Source organism: Acetobacter sicerae (genome assembly GCF_011516765.1).
Lineage (GTDB): Bacteria > Pseudomonadota > Alphaproteobacteria > Acetobacterales > Acetobacteraceae > Acetobacter > Acetobacter sicerae.
On sequence record NZ_JAAABN010000018.1, the window covers coordinates 1 to 22,189 of the forward strand.

The window sequence follows — 22,189 nt, forward strand, 5'->3', positions numbered from 1 at the left end:
CGAACCATCTATTCGAGGATTATCCCCAAATAGAAACACGACTGTCGATTGCATTCGAGGGCTGAAGCGTGGCATTCGTAACACCGTTCGTTGAGGGGAATGTCTCCAAAATCGGACTAATAACCGTAGTTGCTGATTGAGACCTGAAATATACGTGCCCCCTGAATTTTGGATCAAGCACGTATATAGATCTGGTTGGCTGGCTTGGGGGTAATTCTCAGAATTGAAAGGCACGCTATCAACTCAGAGTGGCGATGAGAAGTTATTATGCTGATCATTTCCGCTATGCGGAAACGATTTGGCTCGCTGCATGTCCGACATGAAGGCGATTGCTGCCTGTCTGCTCCTGTATCATTGAGCAGACAGGCCGATCAGGGGGGCGAACTGTCTGTCTGTTATTGGCGTAGCATGACCGAAAGTGGCCGCTCACAGCGTTCAAGTTCTTGACGTTTACCAGCCAGCATACACCGTTCGGCAAGCGGCTGCAGGCACAATTTTCGGACTTTGGAGCCTGGCACCATGATGCGACGTGGATAGCTCGATGCGGCGTTTTTCAGGAAAAATTAACGCCTGGAATACCAAGGACCGTCAGCCTATAGGAAAGCTGGCGAGCCGTCATGCCTAGTTGCCGCGCCGTTCGGGTTTTGTTGCCACTATTACGCTTAAGAGCTGCTACCAGTTCCTCCTTCGTGTGAGACGCGGCCGAGAGGTAAGGCCGGTTTTGCAGGGCTGTGGAATGGATCTCCGCTGATCGGTTGAAAGTCCGGTCTTTGAGCAGACCGTGCAGATCGCTGGATGTCAGGGTCGTTTTCTGCGCCAGCAAAACCACCGTTTCAATGGCGTTCCTAAGCTGCCTGACATTTCCCGGCCAGTTGTGGCGGGCAAGCAGCGACATGGCCGAAGCGGACAGGCTAATGTTGCGTTCGTATTTCTGATTAAACTGACTCAGAAAATGGTTGCTGAGCACGGAAATATCCTCCGTGCGTTCCTGCAGGGTCGGCAGGCGAAGGGGAATGACGTTCAGCCTGTAAAAAAGATCGTATCGGAAGCGCCCGGCCTCGATCAGTTTTTTCAAATCCGTGCTGGTTGCGCTGACAATGCGCAGATTGACTTTTTTTGGGTTAGCGGCCCCCAGCCGGGTGATGGTACCCTGCTCCAGCATGTGCAGAAGCAGGGCCTGCACGGAAAGGGGAAGTTCACCGACTTCATCCAGGAACAGGGTTCCGCCATCGGCCTGTTCGATCTGCCCGACATGCCTGCTGCGGGCGGTGGGGAATGCCCCGCGCTCGTAGCCAAAAAATTCCTGCTCGAAGGACCGTTCAAGAACTGCCGCGCAGTTTATCCGCACAAACGGGCTGCCATTGCGTGGGCTGGCCATATGCAGCGCACGGGCGAACAGTTCCTTGCCGGTTCCGGGCTGGCCTTCGAGCATGACGGGGGACGATGACGCGGCAACACCTTCAAGGTCTGCAAGCACCCTGAGCAATGGGGGGGAGGTGCCAATAATGCCGTAGCGGCTGGATGCCTTTTCCAGAGCCTGCTCAAGCAGGGCGTTGTGCTCATGCAGGACGCGTTTTTCTTCCTCGACCCGCTCATGCAGCGCCATAAGCTGGCCGATAAGGGTTGAGAGAATCTGCAACATCGTGATGTCGTCGGAAAGGTTTCGGCTTCTGTGTCGCAGTCTGTGACATGCGATCAGCCCGACCTCGTTGCGGGGAAGCTGGATCGGCATGGCTATAAAGGCCACCTTGCCTTCGGGCAGGTGTTCGCGCTTGACCGCCCGGCCCAGAAACAGCGGTTCCTCGTCGATATCCTGAATGATGATGAGGTGCTTGTTTTTCAGGGCAGTGCCGGTAATGCCTTCGCCTTCAAGGTAGAGACCGCGTGCGATTTCCTGGGCGGTCAGCCCGTAAGCGTGCCGAATGCGATAGGTCGGGCTGTCAAGATCGCGCCACAGGATACGGGCGCGATTGAGACCAAGCAGTTCGGACAGCAGATGCACGATTTCGAGGCAGACGGACCCCGTGTCCAGTTTACGACCGACCAGAGTAATGACACTGCGCAGAAGCAGCATTTCCTGCGAGCGCCAGAACTCGGCGGAAAAATTGTCGTCGCTCTCGAGCCTGGCCATTCTTCTCCTGTTCAAAAAATTGGTAGAAAGGGCACTTTACTCAGCGTAAAGCGCCTTCACCTACGAGAGCAACGCTATCGTGTTATGGGGTGTTTGCCCACTTAAAAAACCAGGCTCATGGTCTGCATGAACATCAGGCTTGATTTCAGCCCGGCATTCTGCGCCGAATGCGATGTCGCAAGGCTCGCCACATCGCTGGTCCATGTCCAGTGCGGCGCAAAGTTCCAACTGGCCTGAAATTGCGGCTCTGCCCCGATATATCCGCCTTGAAGGTTGCCCCGGGGCGTATAGACACGGCCAATGCCGTAAATTGCATCTTGTGTGCTGTCACGCCAGAAAAACGGTGCATGCAGGCGCGGTGCCACTTTTGGCGCGGGGCTGAAGGAAATCAGCGGCCCGACGCCAACCAGGTTCTGGCTGTTCAGGGTAAGTGTTACGTCGTTGTAGTAAGGAAGCGGAAAATACGGCGTGCCGAATGTGCCGATAGCACCAGTGGTCTTGTTGTAATTCCCGCCAGAAAAAATATCGGCCTGCACACCGATGGAAGGCGCCCCCCTGAGACCGGCAAACGTGTAAACTGCACTGCCATTGACGGCAAAAGCCCGGACTGGTCTTGCCTGCCCGCTATCGGCAGGGCGGAAGGAGCCGCCTTGAAAGATGCCGTCGAGACTGACGGTCATGGGTCCCAGCTTGCCCCATAGCCTGGCGCCAATCCCGTCGCGCCGTGTGCTGCCAGCCTGAAGGCCGCCGATTTTGGCCGTGGCGATGGACGCCGTAGCGCCCCCGTAGAGATACCCCATGAAAAAAGCATCCAGGTAAAGCTGGCTGGGCTGCCCCAGGAAGGAGAATTTGGGAAGTGCTGTGGAGCTATAGGCGCCGTAAAGTCGGCCGGAGTAGTTGGTGCCGTCGGAGAAAATACCCACCGGCGCCTTGTTGGTCTGAAAGAAATCAAACACGTCGATCCGGAAGCGTTTCCACATGCCATACCCGCGGAAACCGTCCCAGGTCTGCTGCACATTGGGAATATTTCTCGCGGACTGCATGACGACGGGAGCGTCAAGAAAAAGCTGCCGCCCGCCCATAGCGCCCACGGTTGCGTTCAGAAGGTGCCCTTTTACTTCCACAAAGCCTTGCTGCAGGTCCAGACGCTCGCGTTGCAATCCGGTATTGTAACCATAGGTGTTGGACCCACCTGCCTCGCCATTGATCAGTTCGGCGTATACACGGACATGCTGGCCCAGATGCAGGTCCGCACCATACTGGTTGCGGATCATGACGCGGCTGGCGTTGGTGACCCCCGCATGGCCCATGGCCGGGTTGGTTTCAAAAATATACCGCAGGCGTTCTTCGCCACTCAGGGTCAGCCAGATGGAGCCGCTGTCATTCAGGCGAATGTATTTCAGGCGGTCGAACCAGTCATGCCGTTTGGCTGCCGTGTTGCCATCGGCCAGAAAGCTCCAGTCCTCGGCCCACCGGGCTTGGCCATAGGGGCTGACAGTTCCAAAGCCCGAGGCCGCACCGTTGGCACCACCGAATACGCCGTACCATTTGGGCTGGGCGGGTGTGCCCTGCGGTTTGGCGGGTGGTGCTGCGTGTGGGCCTGTAACGGGCCGTGCCGTGCTGGAACTGACCGTATGAAGGCGAGCCATATCCGGTGCGGGTGGGTTTTTCCGGGTGGTTTCGGGGAATGTCTCGGCAAGAGCTGTGCCGCCCAGGCCGACGCTAAGCAGGGTGACCGTCATAACCCTGTTTCGCAGGCGCAGGGCGGGGGGAAAGAGGTTGCAGAGTCAGTGCAACCTCTATTCAGGACTTCAGAACGCTTTGTAAGGCAGGAACTTGCCAGACAGGGTGACACGAACACGATCACCTGCCGGGTTGGGCTCGCGTTCGATGTTCATGCTGAAGTCGATGGCGCTCATGATCCCATCCCCGAATTCCTCATGGATCAGTTCCTTGATGGTGGGGCCGTAAACGCTGACAATTTCATACCAGCGGTAAAGCAGGGGGTCGGCTGGCGCGTTGCCGCTCAGTGAGCCTTTGCTGGGGGGCACCTGCAGCCATGCAAGGGCGGATGCGTCAAGATCGAACAGTGCTACGACCTTGGTGGCGGTTTCGGCATTGAACGTCATCTGTCCCAGACAGGCGGCGGTCGTCCATTCCTTGCTGTGGCCGATATAGTCAGCAACATTTTTCCACGAAAGCCCCTTGGCGACCCGTGTCGTGACAATGGCTTCGGTAACGTCATTGCGGTTTTTGAAAACTGTCATGTCGTGGTGTCCTTGTGTCATCCGGTTGCGGCTTTCTGGGCCAGGGCGGAGCGCCGGACCAGAAAATCGACCAGGTGGTTGCGAAAGGTGTAAAACCCGTCTTCATGGTGCATGGTTTCGCGTGTTCTGCTGCGTGGCAGAGGGTTGTAGGCATCCTCCGCCAGTCGCGCGTCAGGACCGTTGCTCATGAGCAGGACGCGATCCGCCAGAAAAATTGCTTCATCCACGTCATGCGTGATCATGAAGACGGTCTGCTGTGTCTGGGCGCAGATTTTCAGAAGTTCTTCCTGAATCATGCCCCGTGTCAGGGCGTCCAGCGCGCCAAAGGGTTCGTCCATCAGCAGCACCCGCGGCTGTGTGCAAAACGCCCGCGCAATGCCGACCCGTTGGCGCATCCCGCCTGATAGTTCGGCGGGTTTTTTGTGCATGGCCGCTTCAAGCCCGACCATGGCCAGATAATGCTCGGCTTTTTCGCGTATCTCGTGGCGGGGCATATGCCTGTGGCGGGCCCGCACCGCAAAGGTCACGTTCTGCAGGGCGGTAAGCCAGGGCAGCAGCGCATGGCCCTGAAACACCACGCCCCGGTCAAGACCTGGCCCGGTAATTTCACGCCCGTCCATGATCACGCCGCCTTCGCTCGGCTGTTCAAGGCCCGACAGAATGTTCAGGATCGAGCTTTTACCGCAGCCTGAATGCCCGATAAGGCAGACAAACTCACCGGGCCGGATGTCGAAGGACACGCCGGAAAACACAGGTGGGCCGTCGGGGCGATAGCGTTTGCCAATGCCCGACACTTGGACAAGTGCGTCAGCATCATGTGGTTCGGCAAATGTTGGGGAAAGTGCGGGACTATTCTGCATAACGCACACTCCGTTGAACAAACGCCAATGCCGCGTCCAGCGCCATGCCCGCCAGTCCGATCAGCAATACGGCAAGAATGACGTTGGAGAGGGAAAGATTATTCCATTGGTTCCACACGAAATAACCGATCCCGGAACTCCCCACGAGCATTTCGGCAGCCACGATAGCCAGCCACGCTACACCAAGCCCGATACGCATGCCGGTCAGAATTGTAGGGGCTGCTGCGGGAAGCAATACGAAAAAGAGGCGTTGAGGCCACCGGACTTCCAGCGTGCGGATAACATTCAGCCACTCGCGGCGAATGCTTGCCACCCCGAATGCGGTATTGAGCAGTATCGGCCAGAGCGAGCAGATGAAGATGACGAAAATGGCGCAGAGTTCCGCATCGCGGATCGTGTAGAGTGCGATGGGCATCCACGCGAGGGGGGAAATGGGCCGCAGAATCTGCACGAAAGGGTTGAGTGCTTTCTGGATAACGGGTTGCAGACCGAAGACAAAGCCCAGTGGCACGGCAACCAGCGTGGCAAGCCCATACCCGATCATGACCCTCAGGAGCGATGCGCCCAGTTGCCAGCCTATGCCCCGGTCATTCGGGCCATTGTTGTGAAAGGGCGCGTGCAGCACCTCGATTGCGTTGCGCGCGAATGCGCCCGGGGTGGGAAAGTCGCTCCTGACCGTGCTGGCTACGGCGCTGCGCCCCATCAGGCGCTGGTATTCGGCGTTGCCGTCAGGAATGCCGTACGGCGAGCGGGAGGCCTGCGGCAGGGTGCTGAACTGCCATATCAGGAGAACACCCAGCAGGCTCGCGAACGACAGGAAAAAGGACAGGCGGTTTTCCTGAGAAAGCATTGCGGCTATCCTTTGCTGTAAGAAGGGGGATGGAAGGCGTCGAAACGCTGCCCCATGACCGTCAGGACGGGCCAGTTGTTCTGCCCGTCTTCCGGCGCGGGCAGGGCGAGGGCCGCGGCCTGTTTCCTGACCTCGTCGATCATGAAAATCCGCTGCGCCGTCTCCTGCAGGGGAATGTTCTCTTTCAGGTAGCCCCAGCGCGAAAACTGCGAGAGAATCCACACCGCCATGGACGGATACGGGTAGGGGGAAAAGCCAGAGCGCCTGGGGTTGTCCCGGACCACGCCCAGGCCATCGGCATAATGCCCGGTCAGGCTTTGCTCGATGACGATCTCCGGCTGGTTGAGATATGCTGCCTGCGCCATGATATGGGCGGCTTCCAGCCGGTTGGAGGGCTCCTGCATGAAATATGCAGCACGGATCATTGCGCGCTGCAGCGCGCGATACGTGTTGGGGTATTTTTCCGCAAAACTGGCAGTCGTGCCAAAGGCGCAGCACGGGTGGCCGTCCCACAGATCCGCGCTGAGCACGTGCAGAAAGCCAGCCTCTTCGTAGACTGCGCGCTGGTTGAAGGGTTCCGGCCCCAGAAACCCGTCGATATTCCCGGCCTTGAGGTTGGCGACCATATCGGGTGGGGCCGTAACGCGGAGCGACACATCCTTGTCAGGGTCGAGTCCGTGCAGCGCAAGGTAGTTGCGCAACAGCAGATTGTGCATGGAAAACTGGAAAGGTATGGCAAATGTCATGCCTTTCCAGTCACGCGGGTCACGTTTGTGCCAGTGTTTCAAAGCCAGCGTAATGGCCTGGCCGTTGATGTTCTGCATGGTCGCAACGCGGATGGGTTGGGCCGCATTGCCGCCAAGCCCCAGGGACAGCGCCAGCGGCATGGGCGAAAGCAGGTGGGACGCATCCAGCGATCCGTCAAGCAGCTTGTCACGGATCAATGCCCAGCCAGCCGTTTTACGAAGCTGAACGTTCAGCCCTTCGCTCTGGAAAAAACCTTTGGCTGTCGCCATGATCAGCGGTGCAGAGCAGCTTATGGGCACGAACCCGATATTGAGGTCCGGTTTTTCCACCACGCCAGATGGCGCGGTATCAGCCATTGCCGCATGGGGGGCAAACAGGCCCGCTAGCCCTGCCAGTGCTGCAGAACCCGTTGCCGCGCCGAGAAAATGCCGCCTGCTAATGGCAGGAACACTCGCCTGGGCAGACATGGCCCCTGTAGGCAGTCCATTCTCATGCCCGGTCGTGAAAATGCCTGGATACGTGCTGCCGCACTGACAGGCCAGAGCCGGACCATGGTCGCAGGGTGCGGCACGGAATGCGTACGGTCTGCGAGAGAACGGAAAAAGCGTCATGAAATCAAACCTCCAGCCTGGCGGTTATGGTCGAGCCACGACGTTGTTGCATGACAAGGCGGCCTGGGGCGTTCTCCACCGTTTCCCACGGCAAATCGGAACAGGGACGCCCCGAGAGTTCGAATGCGGCAACCTTGCTTTTGAGCCTGATTTTGGGGGGCTGATGCCGATATCCCGAATGTGGCAGGCCAAGAATTTCGTGTGCGATGGTGTCCGCCTGCGCGGCAAGCGGGGCAATATAGCGGCAGGGCACGCCCTCCACGCTGATACAGTCCCCCATGGCGTAAATGTCCGGGCCGGACGTCTGCAGCGTGGAAGGGTTGACCACAATCCCGCAATCGGTGTTCAGCCCGGCAGCACGGGGCAGCCTGAGGTCGGTTTCAAGCCCAATGGTGGCAATGACAATATCAGCCTGTATATCACCCGGCCCGACGGGGGATGCGATGTCGAGCCCGATCCCGCTGTCCTGTCGTTGCACCCCGCGTACCGAGGCATTGGCAAGCAGCGTAATGCCGGCCTGGCGCAGGTGTTCGGCGGTTATGCGCGCGGCAGCTTCGGGCAACAGGGTCTGTAGCGGAAAATCATCGCGGTAGAGCAGTGTCACCTCATGCCCGGCATGGGCCGCGTCTTCGGCTAGTTCGCAGCCGACAAGCCCTGCGCCAACCACCGTAATCCGTTTTTTATCCTGTCCGATCCGCTGGCGGAGCTGCTGCCACGCGCGCAGGTTATTGATCCGCCAGACAAGGCTGGAGGGCAGCCCCGGCAACAGTGCGGGGCGTGCGCCATACGCCAGAACAAGGGATTTGTAGCGCAGCGTGCCTTGCGTAGTGCGCAGTCGTTTTGCCGTGGGGTCTATGCCTGACACATATGTCTGCGCAAACAGACTGATCCCCAGTTCACGCGCTGCGGCTTCGCCCTTTTTGCTGCGGATATGCTCATCCGTCAGGTCGCGCGACAATGCAACCGAAAGCAGGGGCTTGGGGTATATGTCTCCCTCGCACGCGCTCACTATGGCGATATTTGCCGTGGGTGCCAACGTACGCAGCCTTTCGGCCATGCTCCACCCGGCACTGCCCGCACCCACGATCACGGTGTCCCAGACCATGGACGAGGAGCGTGTGCCTTGCGTAACCGACGCCGCAGGCACCGCAGGGCGGGAGGCCGGGGTGTAAGGTTCGAAATCCGCCTTGGCCACGCCGCAAAGGGGGCAGGACCAGTCATCGGGAATATCGTCAAAACGCGTGCCGGGGGGGAGACCGGAATCCGGGTCCCCCAGTTCCTCGTCATAAATCCAGCCGCAGACGATACAGATGTATTTCTGGAACGAACTGGCAGCTTCAGGCAGGGGGAAGGTCATGCCGGGAGCTCCTCTGTCATCAGCCGGGCGATCTCCAGCCGCAGGTGCTTGATGGCAGGCGTGACAATGGCCACGAACTGCGCCTCGCGCACCCGGCGTTGGGGGGCTGCGGCACTCAGGTAGCCTCTGGCTCCCTGGTGCAGCAGTGCGGACTGCGATGCCCGTAACGCCAGTTCCGACCCCAGAACGCGCAGGTCCAGAACATCCAGAAGGTAGTCTTTGTCTGTTCTGTGCGGCGTTTGTGCAAGGTGGAGCGCGCGTTGCACAAACGCATCCAGTTCCTGCTGCATTGTGTCGGGGCGGTCTTCCAGAAAGCGGTTGACGTGGCCGAGCTGCGGTTCGGCCTCCCGCATGGAGTCAATGCAGCCCTGGACGATGCCCGCCGCCATGCCGCCCTGGAGCAGAATGAACGGGGCCTTGATTGTAGTGACAAGCTCCTGGGCGGGAAAAGCGATGACATCACTTGTGGGCACGAAGTGATTATCCAGCCGTATGCCCCAGGTGCTCGTACCCTCCATGCCCGAAAAATGCGGGCATCGGTGTAGGACCGATGCGTCTTCAAAACGCAGGAGAAACAGGACTTCCTGCCCCGGCTGGCCGTCCTTGCGGGCCATCGCGCCACAGTATTGGCCTTCGGCAATATGACTGACCCAGGGCAGGTTGCCACTGACTAGAAAGCCTCCATCGGCTTCTACTGCCGTCAGGGCCATGCGTTCTATGCCGGCCAGAGCCTTCATGGGGTTTGAAAGTGCTGTGCCGCCAAAGGTCTGGCCCGTGGCGTGGCGAGCCAGAAGGTCTTTGCTCAAGCTCGCATCCGGTGCCGCCTGAAGATACAGGCCGCAGACCATGTGGCACCACATGAGAAAACCGGTGGCGCCACATTCCCGGCTGACACTGGCCATCGCGCGTAGAGCCAGGCCGAAATTCTCGCCATGGGTTTGCAGGTGGGCGGCCAAGGCGCCGCTTTCCCCCAGCAGCCGCATGATTTCAAGCGGGTAGTGGCCTTTCTGGTCGATATCCACGACAATTTTTGCCAGCGGGCCGTGAGCTATGTCGTCCACCCTTGCAAGAAGGGTCTTATCGTCCGTAAGGCGCGATGAAACGGCCATATTGCTGAGCATGTGTCCGTAAGCTCCTGATTGCGTGGGTGACAAAGCGAGGCCGCCTTAGTCGACAAGACCGATTGTCATGGGAATGGGGTTGCGCATGCTGTTTGCAACCGGCGAAAAGTAGTTGGCATGCTGGACAATTTCATCCAGTTCTTCACGGGAGGCATCGCCTTCTACCGCGACTTTTACACGGATTTTCTGAAAGCCCATCTGCTCGGGCTTGCGGTCCGCACCACCGGCACCCCATGCCGCCGTGTTGCTAATATCGCCTTCAATCCAGAGTTCGAGCTTGCTCAGCTTGACGTTGCGATAGGTCGCAACCGCCGTAATGCCCACGGCAAGACAGCCGCCAAGGGCCGACAGCACGATCTCGCCCGGGGCGGGGGCCGTGTTCTGGCCGAAAAGGTGCAGGGGTTCATCCACGACGACCGGCGCGTGATCGCCCACATAGCTGAGTGTGCGGTACTGGCCCTCGCACACGGTATGCACCTTGTTGGTGCCGTAGCCATCCGGATTGGAACAACCTTTGTTGCCGAATTCAAGTAGCCCGTCGCGGTCAATCGGGCGCAGGTAGGATGTTACGGTTTCTGTCTTGTTCATTTGTCAGGACGTCCCTTTAAGTGGTCTGCCGGCTCATGGCCTGATCAGATTATTCTCTCTCCCAAACAAACCCACACTTTTTTATAAAAAATAGACAATGCATTGTTTTGTTTGGAAAAAATTTCAGCCTTGCGGGATATAGAGTTCGCCAATTGTCAACTTTGTCAGCTTTGTCGGGTTACATTTGTGGCGGCAGGGTGTGGAGATAACAGGAGCAAGATATGGTGTGTGAGAGAGGGCATTTTGCATCACCGCTAGTCAATTAACATTTAATTTTGTAGACTAATATAATTCACAATAAAATAAAATTAAAAATAGCAAATGTGAAGCTAAACAATCATTAAAAATAGTGTAATTAGCGATATGATAATTGTTTGAATTTATAAAATCATTTTGTAGTAAATATTTTTTGGAAAATTTTTTAATTCTGGTCATGTGGGGAGAGATAGTATCCCGATGACGCAGCCGCTCTAATCTGCCGCAATACTCAGTTCTGACACGCAGCGGCAAGAAGCGTGCCCGACCGTGTACGGGTCTCGCCATAAAACCTGAAGGATCAGGTGTCGCGTCAGGTAACGGCCGAGGTTGCGATCCAGCCGAACAGTCCATTTGGCGCTGACCATTTGCCAGCGTTCCACGGAGTTTGGGTTTTCAGTGTGGGTGATGGGAGGCGTATGCCTTATTCCATGACACGTTTTCCAGAAGGACTGCTTGTATGCAGTGAAGCGGAGAATGCGCTCATATGAGGAGAAACGGCATCAGTTCATAGTGAAATGACGGACGGTCCGCTTCAGGGCATGACACATGGAAATTTGTATGTCTGAGAAGAGGCCGAAGCCGTCACCCCCGACCCCATTCACCTTCCAAGTGATCTGACCAGCTCCGCAAGAGCCCGGCGAACCTTCGGCGCAGCCCATTCGCGCAGCATCTTTTCTCCGCCAGCCTCGTGCTCCAGCGTGTAAGGACTGGCCTCAATCGGCGGCATCTGCATGACGTGGTCCTTCCCGCCTGCCGGCACGGCCGGGAACGGATCGATCCGCACGAGTTGCGTCAGCAGGGCGACCGTGATGACGCGGCATTGAGGCGACGACGTATTGAGACAGACGTAGGCGCCGCTTCCTTCTGTCACCGGATCGTAAATCGCCTTCCAGGTGATAGCAGGAACCGGAATCCGGTGCGGGCCGACGGTATCGGTTCTGTCCGGGTCATAACCGGGACCGGTGACAACATAAAGTTCTCCATCCCTGTCCGCGAGCCCGCGCACGGCACTTTCCACGCCCACCCAGGCGCCCCGGTTCAGCTCGGCGGTCTGAGGCACGATATTGGAGAGTGCGTACGTCTCGGCCTGCCATGAAAGGCCAGCCTCATCGCCGCTCGGAACAAGGTGGCCTCTGTTGTATCCGCTCGATCTGAAGTCATAAAGTTCGGCCCTCATCGTGTCAGGGAGGCGGGCGTCCGGATAGAAGCGGCTGCTGCGGGGGGTACGCTCCGCCACTTCGAGATTCTCTTCCGAGAGATACTCGGCGGCCCAGAGCGCGCCTTTCGTATGCTCGGACGCCAGGACGGCGTACCCGTGATTACAGAGCATCACGCTGCCGATCCGCAACGTCTCGTCCATCACGGCAGGAGGTTGTCCGCCGAAAAACTGACCCGCACAGGAAACCGTCTGCGCGACGGCAGGCGTTGATACGCACACCACCACACCGGCGGCCAGAAGCAGACTACGCATCAGACGCCCCGTTTCATTGCAGCCGGCGGGACCGAGCGACCGAGATGGCGGTGCTCCCGGCAATACCACTCCTCCCCTGAGCGCGTATTGAAACCGAACATTGCTCCTTTTCCGCAGGCCTTGCAGCTATGCGCGTATCCATGGCCTGCCGACTGGGGTCGAAGCGATGCTTGTGACTGGTTTCCGAAAAAATCCATTGGTGGTTCGTCTCTCATGGTCAAAGCCCCAGTGCATCAAGTTCACGGTCAGCCTGCGCCCAGCGTCCACCTGACTGGCGTGGCTCGTCGCGGCCGTGATTCCAGCCACGGATCCTGTTTTCCAGCGGGATCTCATCGATGAAGCGTGACGGCGCGGAAGAGCCGCCCTGGCGGTAATCACAGAAGCTGATGGTAGCCTGTGTCATGGCCCGGGTGAGCGCGACATAAGCAAGGCGACGCTCCTCATCGAGATTGCGCGCCATGCCGCCCGGAAAGATGGCCTCCTCCCACGCCGGCAGAAAGACGTGGCGGAATTCCAGTCCTTTTGCCCTGTGCATGGTGATGAGCTGCACCCGGTCCTTTCCCTTCTCCCCGGGCGCCCCGCTCGCCAGAGCCGCGTGCTCCATCAGATGCTCCACACGCCGGAAGCTGTCGGCCAGTTCTGTCAGCTCGGCAAGGTTTTCCCTCTGGGTCGCGGCCTCATCACTGTCATCAGCGCGGAGCATGTCCAGATAGCCCGTTTCCTCAAGCAGCCACGTCAGACGTTGTCCGAGCGTCTCGTCATCACGCGCTCCGGCTCGCCTGAGGATCTGGATAAAGCCGTCGAGCGCCAGACCGCACCTGGGAGGCAGGCGCGTTCGCGTGGCGGCGGCACACAGCGACAGACCGAAACCTGCCGCCTCAGCCTCGATCATCCCCAGACCCTTCGCTCCGAGACCCCGGGCAGGCTTGTTGGCAACCCGACGAAAGGCCTCATCGGACTGGCGCTCATCCGGGCACGAGGAAAGGGTCAGGAGCGCCAGAGCGTCCTTGACGGCTGTTCGCTGATAGAAACCGACATCGCCGACGATCTCATAAGGGACGCGCGCATGCAGCAGCGCTTCCTCCAGTGCCCGTGACAGTCTGTTCTGACGGTAAATGATCGCCATGTCGTGCCAGGCTGCGCCTGCAGCCGCTCGGCGGCCGATCTCGCGGGCAATCGCCTCAGCCTCCTCGCTGGCGTAGGAAAACCCCAGCACTTCGATCGGCAGCCCCTCACCCCGGCGGGTAAACAACGTCTTCTCGATCCGGGATGGATCAAACGAGATCACGGCGTTCGACGCATCGAGAATATGACTGGTGGAGCGGAAATTCTCCTCCAGCTTGAATGTCTTCGCGTTCGGGAATTCTCTTGAGAAATTGCGGAGAAATCCGACCTTCGCGCCGCGCCAGGAATTTATGTGGAATACAATTTCACAACCTCAAAAAAGCAATTTTAAGGTTTCTTTAGGCGGGATAGATGACCTGTACCTGACGTACCCACCAGCCAGTCTCTCAGTTTTGACCAACGTAGCCTTCCGCCCTGATTTCGCACAGCTATGGCCAGAGCCTTCTTCTGCCCGACCAGCACGACGAGCTTCCGCCCCCGTGTAACACCGGTATAAAGCAGGTTCCGCGCCAGCATCGTATAATGCTGCGTCACCAGCGGGATGACCACTACCGGATATTCCGAGCCCTGGCTCTTGTGAATGGTCGTCGCGTAGGCCAGCACCAGTTCGTCCAACTCGCCGAAGCCGTAAACGACCTCCCGTCCATCGAATAAGACCGTCAGTTCGCCCTCTTCCACATCGATCTTGTCGATAACGCCGAGATCCCCGTTGAAGACGTCCCGGTCATAATCGTTGGCGATCTGCATCACCTTGTCGCCGGGACCGTAGGTCCAGCCGAACCGCTCGACCTTCACGTCGCCTGCCGGGTTCAGCGCCTGCTGCAACTCGATATTCAGCGACCGTGCGCCCAGCCCACCCCGGTTCATCGGGCAGAGCACCTGCACGTCGCGGACCGGGTCCAGCCCGAACCGCGCCGGGATGCGGTCCTTCACCACGGCCAGCAACTTGCGCAGTCCGACCTCGGGCTCAGCCGCCTCCACGAAATAGAAATCCGATCCCTCTTCCGCGCTCAGCTCCGGCATCTTCCCTTCGTTGATCCGGTGCGCGTTGGTGATGATCCGGCTCTGTGCCGCCTGGCGGAACACCTCGGTCAGGCGCACCACAGGGACAGCATCGGAGCCAATGATATCGGCCAGCACCTGCCCCGGTCCGACAGAAGGCAACTGGTCCACGTCGCCGACGATCAGCAGAGCCGCGCTGTCAGGTAACGCGCGCAGCAGGGAGCGCATCAGCAGCACGTCGACCATGCTGACCTCGTCCACAACCAGCAGGTCGCAGGTCAGCGGGTTGGTATCGTCCCGTTTGAAACTGCCATTGCCCGGATCCGTCTCCAGCAGTCTATGGATGGTCTTGCCTTCCAGCCCCGTGCTTTCCGACAGGCGCTTCGCCGCCCGGCCGGTCGGCGCGCAAAGTTGCACGTCTGTGCCCTTGGCAGTCACGATCTTCAGAATGGCGTTGACCAGCGTGGTCTTGCCCACGCCAGGACCACCCGTGATCACCAGCACCTTGCTACGCAGTGCAAGGCGCACCGCTTCCTGCTGGCTGGGCGCCATGGCAAGTCCGGTCTTGCCTTCCACCCAAGTCATGGCCTTTTCAGCATCGATCTCCGGCCAGGGCGGCCGACCCACGGCGCAGGCGCGCAATCGCTCGGCGATGCTCTGCTCCGCGCGATAGAGACCAGCCAAGAAGATGCAACTCGTCTCTCCCACGCTATCAGCGACCACGTCTCCCGCTTCCAGCTCCAGCGCGAGGGCTGTTTCGATCAGAGGGGCGGCGACCTCCAGCAGTTCGGCGATGCTGGTCAGGAGTTCACCGACCGGGAGGCCGCAATGCCCTTCATCCATCGCCTCACCAAGGGCATAGGAGATCCCGGCCCTCACCCGGATCATGGCATCAGGCGCGATCCCCATCTTCCGGGCGATCTGGTCGGCGGTTTTGAAGCCGATGCCCCGGATGTCCTTCGCCAACCGATAGGGGTTCTCGCTGATCAGTCTGACCGCATCCTGCCCGTAGGTCTTGAAGATCCGTACCGCCCGCGACGTGCCGACGCCGTTGCTGTGCAGGAACAGCATGATCTCGCGGATCACCTTCTGGTCTACCCAGCCACCGACAATCCGTTCGGCCCGCTTGGGACCAATGCCTGTCACTTCCCGCAGGCGATGCGGTTCCTGCTCGATCAGGTCGAACACGGCCTCGCCGAACGCTTTCACCAGTTTTTTGGCATAGACGGGACCAATGCCCCGGATCATGACCGAGCCGAGATAGCGCTCTATGCCTTCGACCGTGGTCGGCGGACTGGCCTTGAGGAACTCCGCCTTGAACTGCAAGCCGTGGGTGTGGTCGTTGAACCAGCGCCCCGACATCTGCACGAACTCACCCGCCGAGATCATGGCGGCATGGCCGACGACAGTGACCAGATCGCGCTGCCCCCGCACCTTCACCCGCAGGACGCAGAAACCGTTCTCGGCATTGTGGAACGTCACCCGCTCCACGAGGCCGGCCAGCGCTTCCGTTTGGCATTGTTCTCCAACCACGGCACTGGTCATTCTGATTCTGTGAACGGAGAAGACACTTGGGAACCGCATGTTGCCGAAATTTCGCCAGGCGTTCGGCCATCCAGCGCTGGCTTATCTCGAAGCTTGTTTAACATTCCCTCCAATGCTTCAACGTCTCCGGACACGGCATCCCGTTCCTCTGGGCTTAACCAGACCTCTTCCAGTAAACGATTGGCTGCTTGCTGAGCGGCCAGGACAACGCCCTTGGCGCTTGGCTTCGGAATATTGAAATAACAGCGTGCGCATGCCATGCAATGCGGACAAGTGCTCCAAAACGCATTGCTACAGTAAGAATCACCTAAATCGTAATACTTCCAAGGTGCTCCATCCTTCGTTGCGCCTGCCGCAATAACCTCCTTATCAATAACAATTTCGATCATCCGCGCCGCCTGATCCGCCTTGGCAAACGCACTCGCCAATTGCGTAGGTTTCGACCGAACATAGCTCATCGTCGATTGAACGGACGTATGGCCGCACCATTTTGCCAAATCGAATATTGTCATTCCTTGCGGAACGCTGGCCAGCATAGAAACGGCTGAAGCCCGTCCACGGTGACTTGTAATACGGCCTTTACTGTCCTCAATCGGAATACCAGCCTTTTTGCACAAAAGCGGGATAACAGTCTGATTTAAAACTTCCTTCGCGATTGGCCTGTTCCGAAGTTGAAAGAGAAAATGTACATGTTCACCGGTTCGCCGATCAAGATGTTTGCGGGGTGACGCTCGTTTTTTCATCCAGGCCGTAATGTACTTATGAACAGCATGGCCGACCGGTTTAGTGTACGCGACCGAAGTTTTACCTTCCGGAACATCAAGCCAGCAGACCTGCCCTGCCGGAACGACGTTGCCAGACTGATCAACCACATCCTCTGATTGCTCGCGCGTGCAGCCGACCCGAAGTCGGGCGATCTCATTGCTCCGAAGGCCTGCATGTGTCCACACCACGGCGATTGCCTGCAACAGGGCGAATGGATAGAAACAGTCAGGAGAAAGATCGTCTGGTTCAATGTTGAAGCTGGCCCAGGTCAGTTTCAGCCAAGAAGCATCATCTATGGTCCTAGGATTTACGCCAAGATATTTCGCAATATTCTTCGGTGTCGAGAGATGATATCGCGGATTACACCGGAGCTGCGCCCATTCCCAACTCTGAATATCAGATAAAAACCGACGCATAACCTGATAATAAGCAACTTTCGTTGGAGCCTGTAGAGGCTGGCCAACTGTTGGGATCAGACGATAATCAAAGGTGGAACCGCCCCAATCGCCAATACGTAACCTGTCGACGGCGGCGAGATAGTCGGCACATACCGATACCGTCCATTGCTCTGGTCCTGTGACCTCAGGATGCTCGCGACCCAACCAGATTCCGATACGGGTCAGAGTGTTGTAAACTGCTCGCCTCGACCCTTCTCGCAAGGTTGTTGTTTCCAACCAACGTCGGCACCATGTCATCCACTCAGGATTGATATTATCAGTTTCAGTTCCATGACGAGGTTGGTATGCCCGGAAATGAATAACCTTCGATGTAAGCCCCATTGCGGCCAAACCGTTTGACAATATTCCAATCCGCTTGGCGATATGATTTCCTGTGTAACACTCTCGTGTATGTTCCAGTATCTTCCTATCAAAACTTTCAAGTTTTGGATTCTCGCCTTGTAATGCAACTGCAGCAAATACTGATGGTACGAGGGGCCGAACGGTCTGACAGACGAAGCCGACACGGGTTAGGGCCGAGAACAGACGCTCACATTCTGTATCAACAATCTCCGCTCCAAAAACCAATCGGGCAACGACAGCCGTCGCCACATTGCGTTGAATTTTGTACACGCTTCGAAAACCACACAGAAGATAAGCGACTGCAATCAACTGCGGTACCATTCCGGTTTTTTTCAGAACAGGACTATTATTGATAATCTCAACCCACAGGTCTTCACTCCACCCCCAGTAGGGTTTTTCCTGGTGTGCGACCGTCAGAAGCAAATACTTCAAAGCACGATGGCTGTTAGCGCGGTCGAGATTGCTGCGATACAGGATGTCCGTCAGAGGCTTATGAAGACGCGGAGCCTGCCGTTTCGTAATAACAAGATTTTCTTCTTTCCAACGTCTGACAACTTTTAATTCGTCTGCAGACAATGTCGCCCGTCTGTCGTATTCATCGAGATTAATGTGGAATTTGTATTCGGGCTGGATGTGAGAAACCTGATATTCGGCCACTGTTCTATCCTCCGAAGACCCTGTTACCAAGATTCATATCCATCTGTTCGACCGAGTGTGCGATTTTACGGAGAAGATCTTCACCAGATAGATGGATATAAAGTGTCGTACTTTGAACATTGCGGTGTCCGGCATACGTTGCGATATCGTGCAGACGCCAGCCTGACCGGGCCAAGTGCGTCAGTCTCAGATGTCTCAAGGTATGAGTACTGAACGCCGGTATGCCGGCTTGAAGGGCAAGACGTCTGACAGTTTTGCTCCATGACCACTTCGTTATGGGCTGTCGAAAGTTTCGATCTGACTCAGACAGAAACAAGGCACCTGAATGGGTTGTCGCACCGCGTCGACGATGTAAATACACTGCCAACACAGGACAAATCACTGCTGAGTAACAAACCACTCGAGCGTGTGCACTTTTACTCGTCTCAGCCCGAATAGTGAGGAGACGTCTCGCAGGGTCAATATCCGACACCCTCAAACCTACTAACTCTTCTCGGCGCAGTGCGCCATAGTAGGCCAAGGCGAACATGAGGCGATTTCTGACTGTTTCCTGTGCGACTATTTCTTGCAAGCGAGCCCATTCTTCGTCAGATGGCAAATATGGCAGTAATTTGGAACGACGTACCAAACCATACCTGAACCCGACATGCTCCGAGAGTGGGCCGCGCCCTACAACCGCCTGCCCTCGCGGCACCGGATTTCGATGTTTGATTCCTTCAAAGACCAAATGATCATACCAAAGTCGGACGGCGGACAGGCGCTGATGAAGCGTAGCATTGCTCACAGCAGCGCGAGTGGATAGGAAAGGAACGTCTTCTCCACGTAAATACCTTACAAATAGTGAAACATGACTCAAAGTTGCTGCCTCAGGAGCAACACCTGCTGCCTCACAAAAAAACAGATACTGTTCCAGACCTCTGGCATAGGCGTCTATGGTAGCGGGCGAACGGCCAAGATTGTCGAGCAACGAAAGCCATAAGCATCCTTGAGAGTTCTCAGAAACCTGCGGATATCGTGACCATTTAGGCTCAGGCATCGTACCCTCCCTTTGCAACACGAAGGTATAGATTCAAGCCGATGTATTCCAACTAACTTATAAGATGCTCTGCGAATCATCGCCCACGCAGAACAGTTCTCCGGATTTCTTGCTGAGCAGGGTGAGCCAGAGATACTGCGCGCGGTTCACATCCTGAAATTCATCCGCCATCACGGCTGTGAAGCGGCCTGTCCACCGGCGATGATAGGCCGGATCATGAAGCATGGCGAGGGTCGGCCACATCAGCAGATCGCCAAAGTCCGCCGCGTTCTGCTCACGCAGAATGGCCTGATACCGGCCATAGAGCCCGACCACGAAACGCCAGCTCTCATGATCCACGAAGCGGTTGGCCGCCTGGCGCTTGCGGATCATGCTCTCGACATGCGCCCGGGCGGCTTCCGGTGTCACCAGATCCTCCTTCAGGCGCGAGATCCGCTCGGCCATCTTTTTGATCTGTTTCGCATCTCCGGGAGCCCCCTCCTGCGGAACAGGAAGCTCCTCTTTCGGCATCGCTTTGATCAGGCGGCGCACAATCCCAAGACTGTCATCCGCATCGCGGATGTCGAAGCCGCTGCGCAGATGTGCCACTTCCGGCTCTGCACGAAGCTGGCGGGAGGCGAGCGCGTGGAATGTGCCGAGCCAGGTGGGCACCGAGTGCGGACCCAGAACGCCGGCGATGCGTTTCCGCATTTCCTGCGCGGCTTTGTTGGTGAAGGTGACGCACAGGATCTGACCCGGCACCATGCCATACAGCTCGATGCGCGTCGCCACGCCGGCTGTCAGGGTTTTGGTCTTACCCGTGCCGGCACCGGCCAGGACCAGAACATGGCCGAGAGCCATGGCGGCGCGGCGCTGTTCCGCCGTCAGATCGTCAAGGATCGGCGCCAGGGCATACGGAACAGGAAGATCATCGGGTGTCATAGCTCTTCGATCCCTTCCGCCAGACAACCATGCGTTTCGGTGATCTCACCGGTCGAGAGCAGGAGCGTCGCCGGGTAGGAGAGATCCCAGGTCTCAAGCCCGCGCTCCCAGCGTCCGTCGATGACCAGACCGAGCGGACAGCCGACACGCTCATAAAGCCGCACAGCGGTCTGCGGGATCGGCGGATCCTCTTCGATCGGAGCATCGCTCCGGCGCAGATGACGGGTCCAGATCTCGGCAGCCGGGGCCGATCGGGCGAACACCTCGGCGAGGTCCGTCACGAAGGCCAGGCGTGCAACGCCGAGATCCGCGTAATGGGCAACAGTGGTCATGACAGTCTCCTGTGTCAGGTGATCCTGGAAACAGGATCGGTCAGCCGACAGGTCTGTGGCCCGCCAGCCGGCAATGACGATCACCTCGTGATCATCGGTGAAGAGGACGATGCGCCCTTCCAGATCCCAGCCCTGAGGCAGGGAGGTGTCGCGTTCGCCGCCAATCACCACACCCCGGAATTCCGCTTTCCCGTCACCGATCTCGACAAAACAGTCAGGCTCGGCACATCCATGCGGTCGATGCTTCTTCCAGATCGCACTGGCCTGAGCGTGACCGGGAAGGATATCCAGAAGGCGTCTCCGCCAGTTCTGTGAGGCGAAAGGTTCGAACCAGCTCATAGGGAAGCTCCCGGAGAAGAGGTCGCTGAGCGCGCTGTGGCAGGGGACGGCGCCCTGACAGGTTCCGGGGCTGACGCTGCCTGATGGTGCGCCGGGCTGTGCGCCCTGGCCTGATCCAGCCATGAGGAGGAAACGGCATCCGGCTGCGCAGCGGGCTGTGTGGTGATAGCGTCGGACAGGCGGGACAAAGAGCCAGCAGGGGCGGCTCCACCCTGAGCCTCTTCTCCGCGTGCCCTCAGAGCCTTGTTCCAGTCGTCTCCCGGTGTTTTCGGAGAGATACGTCCCGACCAGAGCCCGACCTCCTGGGCCATGGCGGCCAGTTTCGCGGCATAGACGTGACCCTGGTGGTCATTATCGACGGCGATGACCAGGCGGGCATCGGGCTGTTTCGCCACGGTCGCCATGACCTGTTTCAGATTGGCCTCGCTCTCCGGGCTCATCCCGCCACCCGTCGAAGTGTAGAGCGATCCTTTTTTGAAGCGATCCAGTGCGGCAAAGGACAGCGCATCAATAGCGGCTTCTGTGACCACAAGCCGCCGTGCGGGCTCCGTTCCCTCGTCCGCCCGAAATCCGAACAGACGCTTACCGCCGCCACCCGTTGAAAAACCCTTGTACTCGGGGCCGCGCATCTCCATGCCGGTAAACTGGCCGCCCGCGTCCCGATGGCCGAACCAGGCGGTCCCGTTCGGGCCTTCCTTCAGCACGCCCTGACGTCCGGCCGCCGCCACGATGCTGCCCGGCAACCCGCGTTCTTCGGTGAGATACCGCCATGCCGGGGTGCCTTCCTGCGGCGCTGAACGACGGCCCCACAACTCGGCCGGCTCGCGGCGCGGCCTGTCACTTACGCCTTTGGTCCGCTCAGCGACTTCGAGTGTCGGGCTTTTACCGATCAGATCGCGCAGCTCGCGCCGGACATGGCCGAGGTTCTTCGACGGATCGAGATGCTGCACGAGTTTGAAAACGTCGCCTTTTCCGTCCCCTTTCGGATCCCACCAGCCTTTGCCGTCATGATTCACGATGATTGCCTCGTTTTCACGGCGGAATTTCAGGTTGCGGGGCGAGCGCTGCGCCGTGGCTTCGCGGTCCAGTCTGAAGCCGGCTTTTTCGAGCACAAGAACGCAGCTCACCTCACGGCGAAGTTCTTCGAGTTCTTTCTGTTGTGCTTCTGCGGAATTTGCGTAAGCCATGGAAGAAATCCTTTCACGAATAGCTTCGGCTTTCTGGTAAAACTATACTACTGCTCGAACGGAATAGCGAGTATTAAATACAATAAAGCGCAACAAAAACCGCGCGGAAGCGGAATTTATTACTTGCACTGTCAATCTATACAGGATTTTTTCTTTCCGCCTGCCCGGCGGGGGTGCAGGGGGCAGCAAAGCCCCCTGCCTGCGCACCCAGCCCGCAAC

The 22,189-nt window shown here is 58.1% G+C and carries 17 protein-coding genes; all 17 read right to left on the reverse strand.

The window, feature by feature from the left end; translation table 11 throughout:
* Positions 1 to 553: 553 nt before the first annotated feature.
* Positions 554 to 2,131 carry a sigma-54-dependent Fis family transcriptional regulator gene (locus tag GVI59_RS15005; protein WP_062272155.1) on the reverse strand — a complete coding sequence of 526 codons (1,578 nt, stop codon included), beginning with the start codon at positions 2,129 to 2,131 and terminating at the stop codon, positions 554 to 556.
* A gap of 101 nt (positions 2,132 to 2,232) precedes the next feature.
* Positions 2,233 to 3,873 (reverse strand): alginate export family protein, encoded by a 1,641-nt coding sequence (locus GVI59_RS15010; RefSeq protein WP_173574967.1) that lies wholly within the window; start codon positions 3,871 to 3,873, stop codon positions 2,233 to 2,235.
* 69 nt (positions 3,874 to 3,942) lie between these two features.
* A complete protein-coding gene (cynS, locus tag GVI59_RS15015) occupies positions 3,943 to 4,398 on the reverse strand; it encodes a cyanase (RefSeq protein WP_173574968.1) in 456 nt (151 codons plus the stop codon).
* A 17-nt stretch (positions 4,399 to 4,415) separates the two neighbouring features.
* Complete coding sequence (locus GVI59_RS15020; protein WP_173574969.1) at positions 4,416 to 5,258, reverse strand: ABC transporter ATP-binding protein; 843 nt, start codon at positions 5,256 to 5,258, stop codon at positions 4,416 to 4,418.
* Complete coding sequence (ntrB, locus tag GVI59_RS15025) at positions 5,248 to 6,108, reverse strand: nitrate ABC transporter permease (RefSeq protein ID WP_062272163.1); 861 nt, start codon at positions 6,106 to 6,108, stop codon at positions 5,248 to 5,250. The genes GVI59_RS15020 and ntrB overlap by 11 nt, the downstream gene beginning before the upstream one ends.
* 5 nt (positions 6,109 to 6,113) lie before the next feature.
* A complete protein-coding gene (locus tag GVI59_RS15030; RefSeq protein WP_231874805.1) occupies positions 6,114 to 7,466 on the reverse strand; it encodes a CmpA/NrtA family ABC transporter substrate-binding protein in 1,353 nt (450 codons plus the stop codon).
* Between the two features lie 4 nt (positions 7,467 to 7,470).
* On the reverse strand, positions 7,471 to 8,823 hold the full coding sequence (gene rd / locus GVI59_RS15035) for a rubredoxin (protein ID WP_173574970.1): 1,353 nt from the start codon (positions 8,821 to 8,823) through the stop codon (positions 7,471 to 7,473).
* Positions 8,820 to 9,944 carry an acyl-CoA dehydrogenase family protein gene (locus GVI59_RS15040; RefSeq protein ID WP_242013140.1) on the reverse strand — a complete coding sequence of 375 codons (1,125 nt, stop codon included), beginning with the start codon at positions 9,942 to 9,944 and terminating at the stop codon, positions 8,820 to 8,822. Before GVI59_RS15040 ends, rd begins: the two co-directional genes overlap by 4 nt.
* Positions 9,945 to 9,989: 45 nt before the next feature.
* Positions 9,990 to 10,532 carry an OsmC family protein gene (locus GVI59_RS15045; RefSeq protein WP_173574971.1) on the reverse strand — a complete coding sequence of 181 codons (543 nt, stop codon included), beginning with the start codon at positions 10,530 to 10,532 and terminating at the stop codon, positions 9,990 to 9,992.
* Between the two features lie 856 nt (positions 10,533 to 11,388).
* Positions 11,389 to 12,261 (reverse strand): DNA/RNA non-specific endonuclease, encoded by an 873-nt coding sequence (locus tag GVI59_RS15050; RefSeq protein WP_173574972.1) that lies wholly within the window; start codon positions 12,259 to 12,261, stop codon positions 11,389 to 11,391.
* A 217-nt stretch (positions 12,262 to 12,478) separates the two neighbouring features.
* Positions 12,479 to 13,690, reverse strand: a complete 1,212-nt coding sequence (locus GVI59_RS15055) for an ATP-dependent helicase (protein ID WP_338422111.1) — start codon at positions 13,688 to 13,690, stop codon at positions 12,479 to 12,481.
* A gap of 23 nt (positions 13,691 to 13,713) precedes the next feature.
* Positions 13,714 to 15,933 (reverse strand): SF1B family DNA helicase RecD2, encoded by a 2,220-nt coding sequence (gene recD2, locus GVI59_RS15060; protein ID WP_173574973.1) that lies wholly within the window; start codon positions 15,931 to 15,933, stop codon positions 13,714 to 13,716.
* Positions 15,930 to 18,155 (reverse strand): tyrosine-type recombinase/integrase, encoded by a 2,226-nt coding sequence (locus tag GVI59_RS15065; protein ID WP_173574974.1) that lies wholly within the window; start codon positions 18,153 to 18,155, stop codon positions 15,930 to 15,932. Before GVI59_RS15065 ends, recD2 begins: the two co-directional genes overlap by 4 nt.
* Positions 18,156 to 18,159: 4 nt before the next feature.
* Positions 18,160 to 19,191, reverse strand: coding sequence for a tyrosine-type recombinase/integrase (locus tag GVI59_RS15070; RefSeq protein ID WP_081500010.1), 1,032 nt, complete (start codon positions 19,189 to 19,191; stop codon positions 18,160 to 18,162).
* A 57-nt stretch (positions 19,192 to 19,248) separates the two neighbouring features.
* Positions 19,249 to 20,112, reverse strand: a complete 864-nt coding sequence (locus tag GVI59_RS15075) for an ATP-dependent helicase (protein WP_242013141.1) — start codon at positions 20,110 to 20,112, stop codon at positions 19,249 to 19,251.
* On the reverse strand, positions 20,109 to 20,783 hold the full coding sequence (locus GVI59_RS19090; protein WP_242013142.1) for a hypothetical protein: 675 nt from the start codon (positions 20,781 to 20,783) through the stop codon (positions 20,109 to 20,111). The genes GVI59_RS15075 and GVI59_RS19090 overlap by 4 nt, the downstream gene beginning before the upstream one ends.
* Positions 20,780 to 21,970: a DUF3991 and TOPRIM domain-containing protein gene (locus GVI59_RS15085; RefSeq protein ID WP_173574975.1), complete on the reverse strand. Its 1,191-nt coding sequence runs from the start codon at positions 21,968 to 21,970 to the stop codon at positions 20,780 to 20,782. The genes GVI59_RS19090 and GVI59_RS15085 overlap by 4 nt, the downstream gene beginning before the upstream one ends.
* Between the last annotated feature and the right edge of the window lie 219 nt (positions 21,971 to 22,189).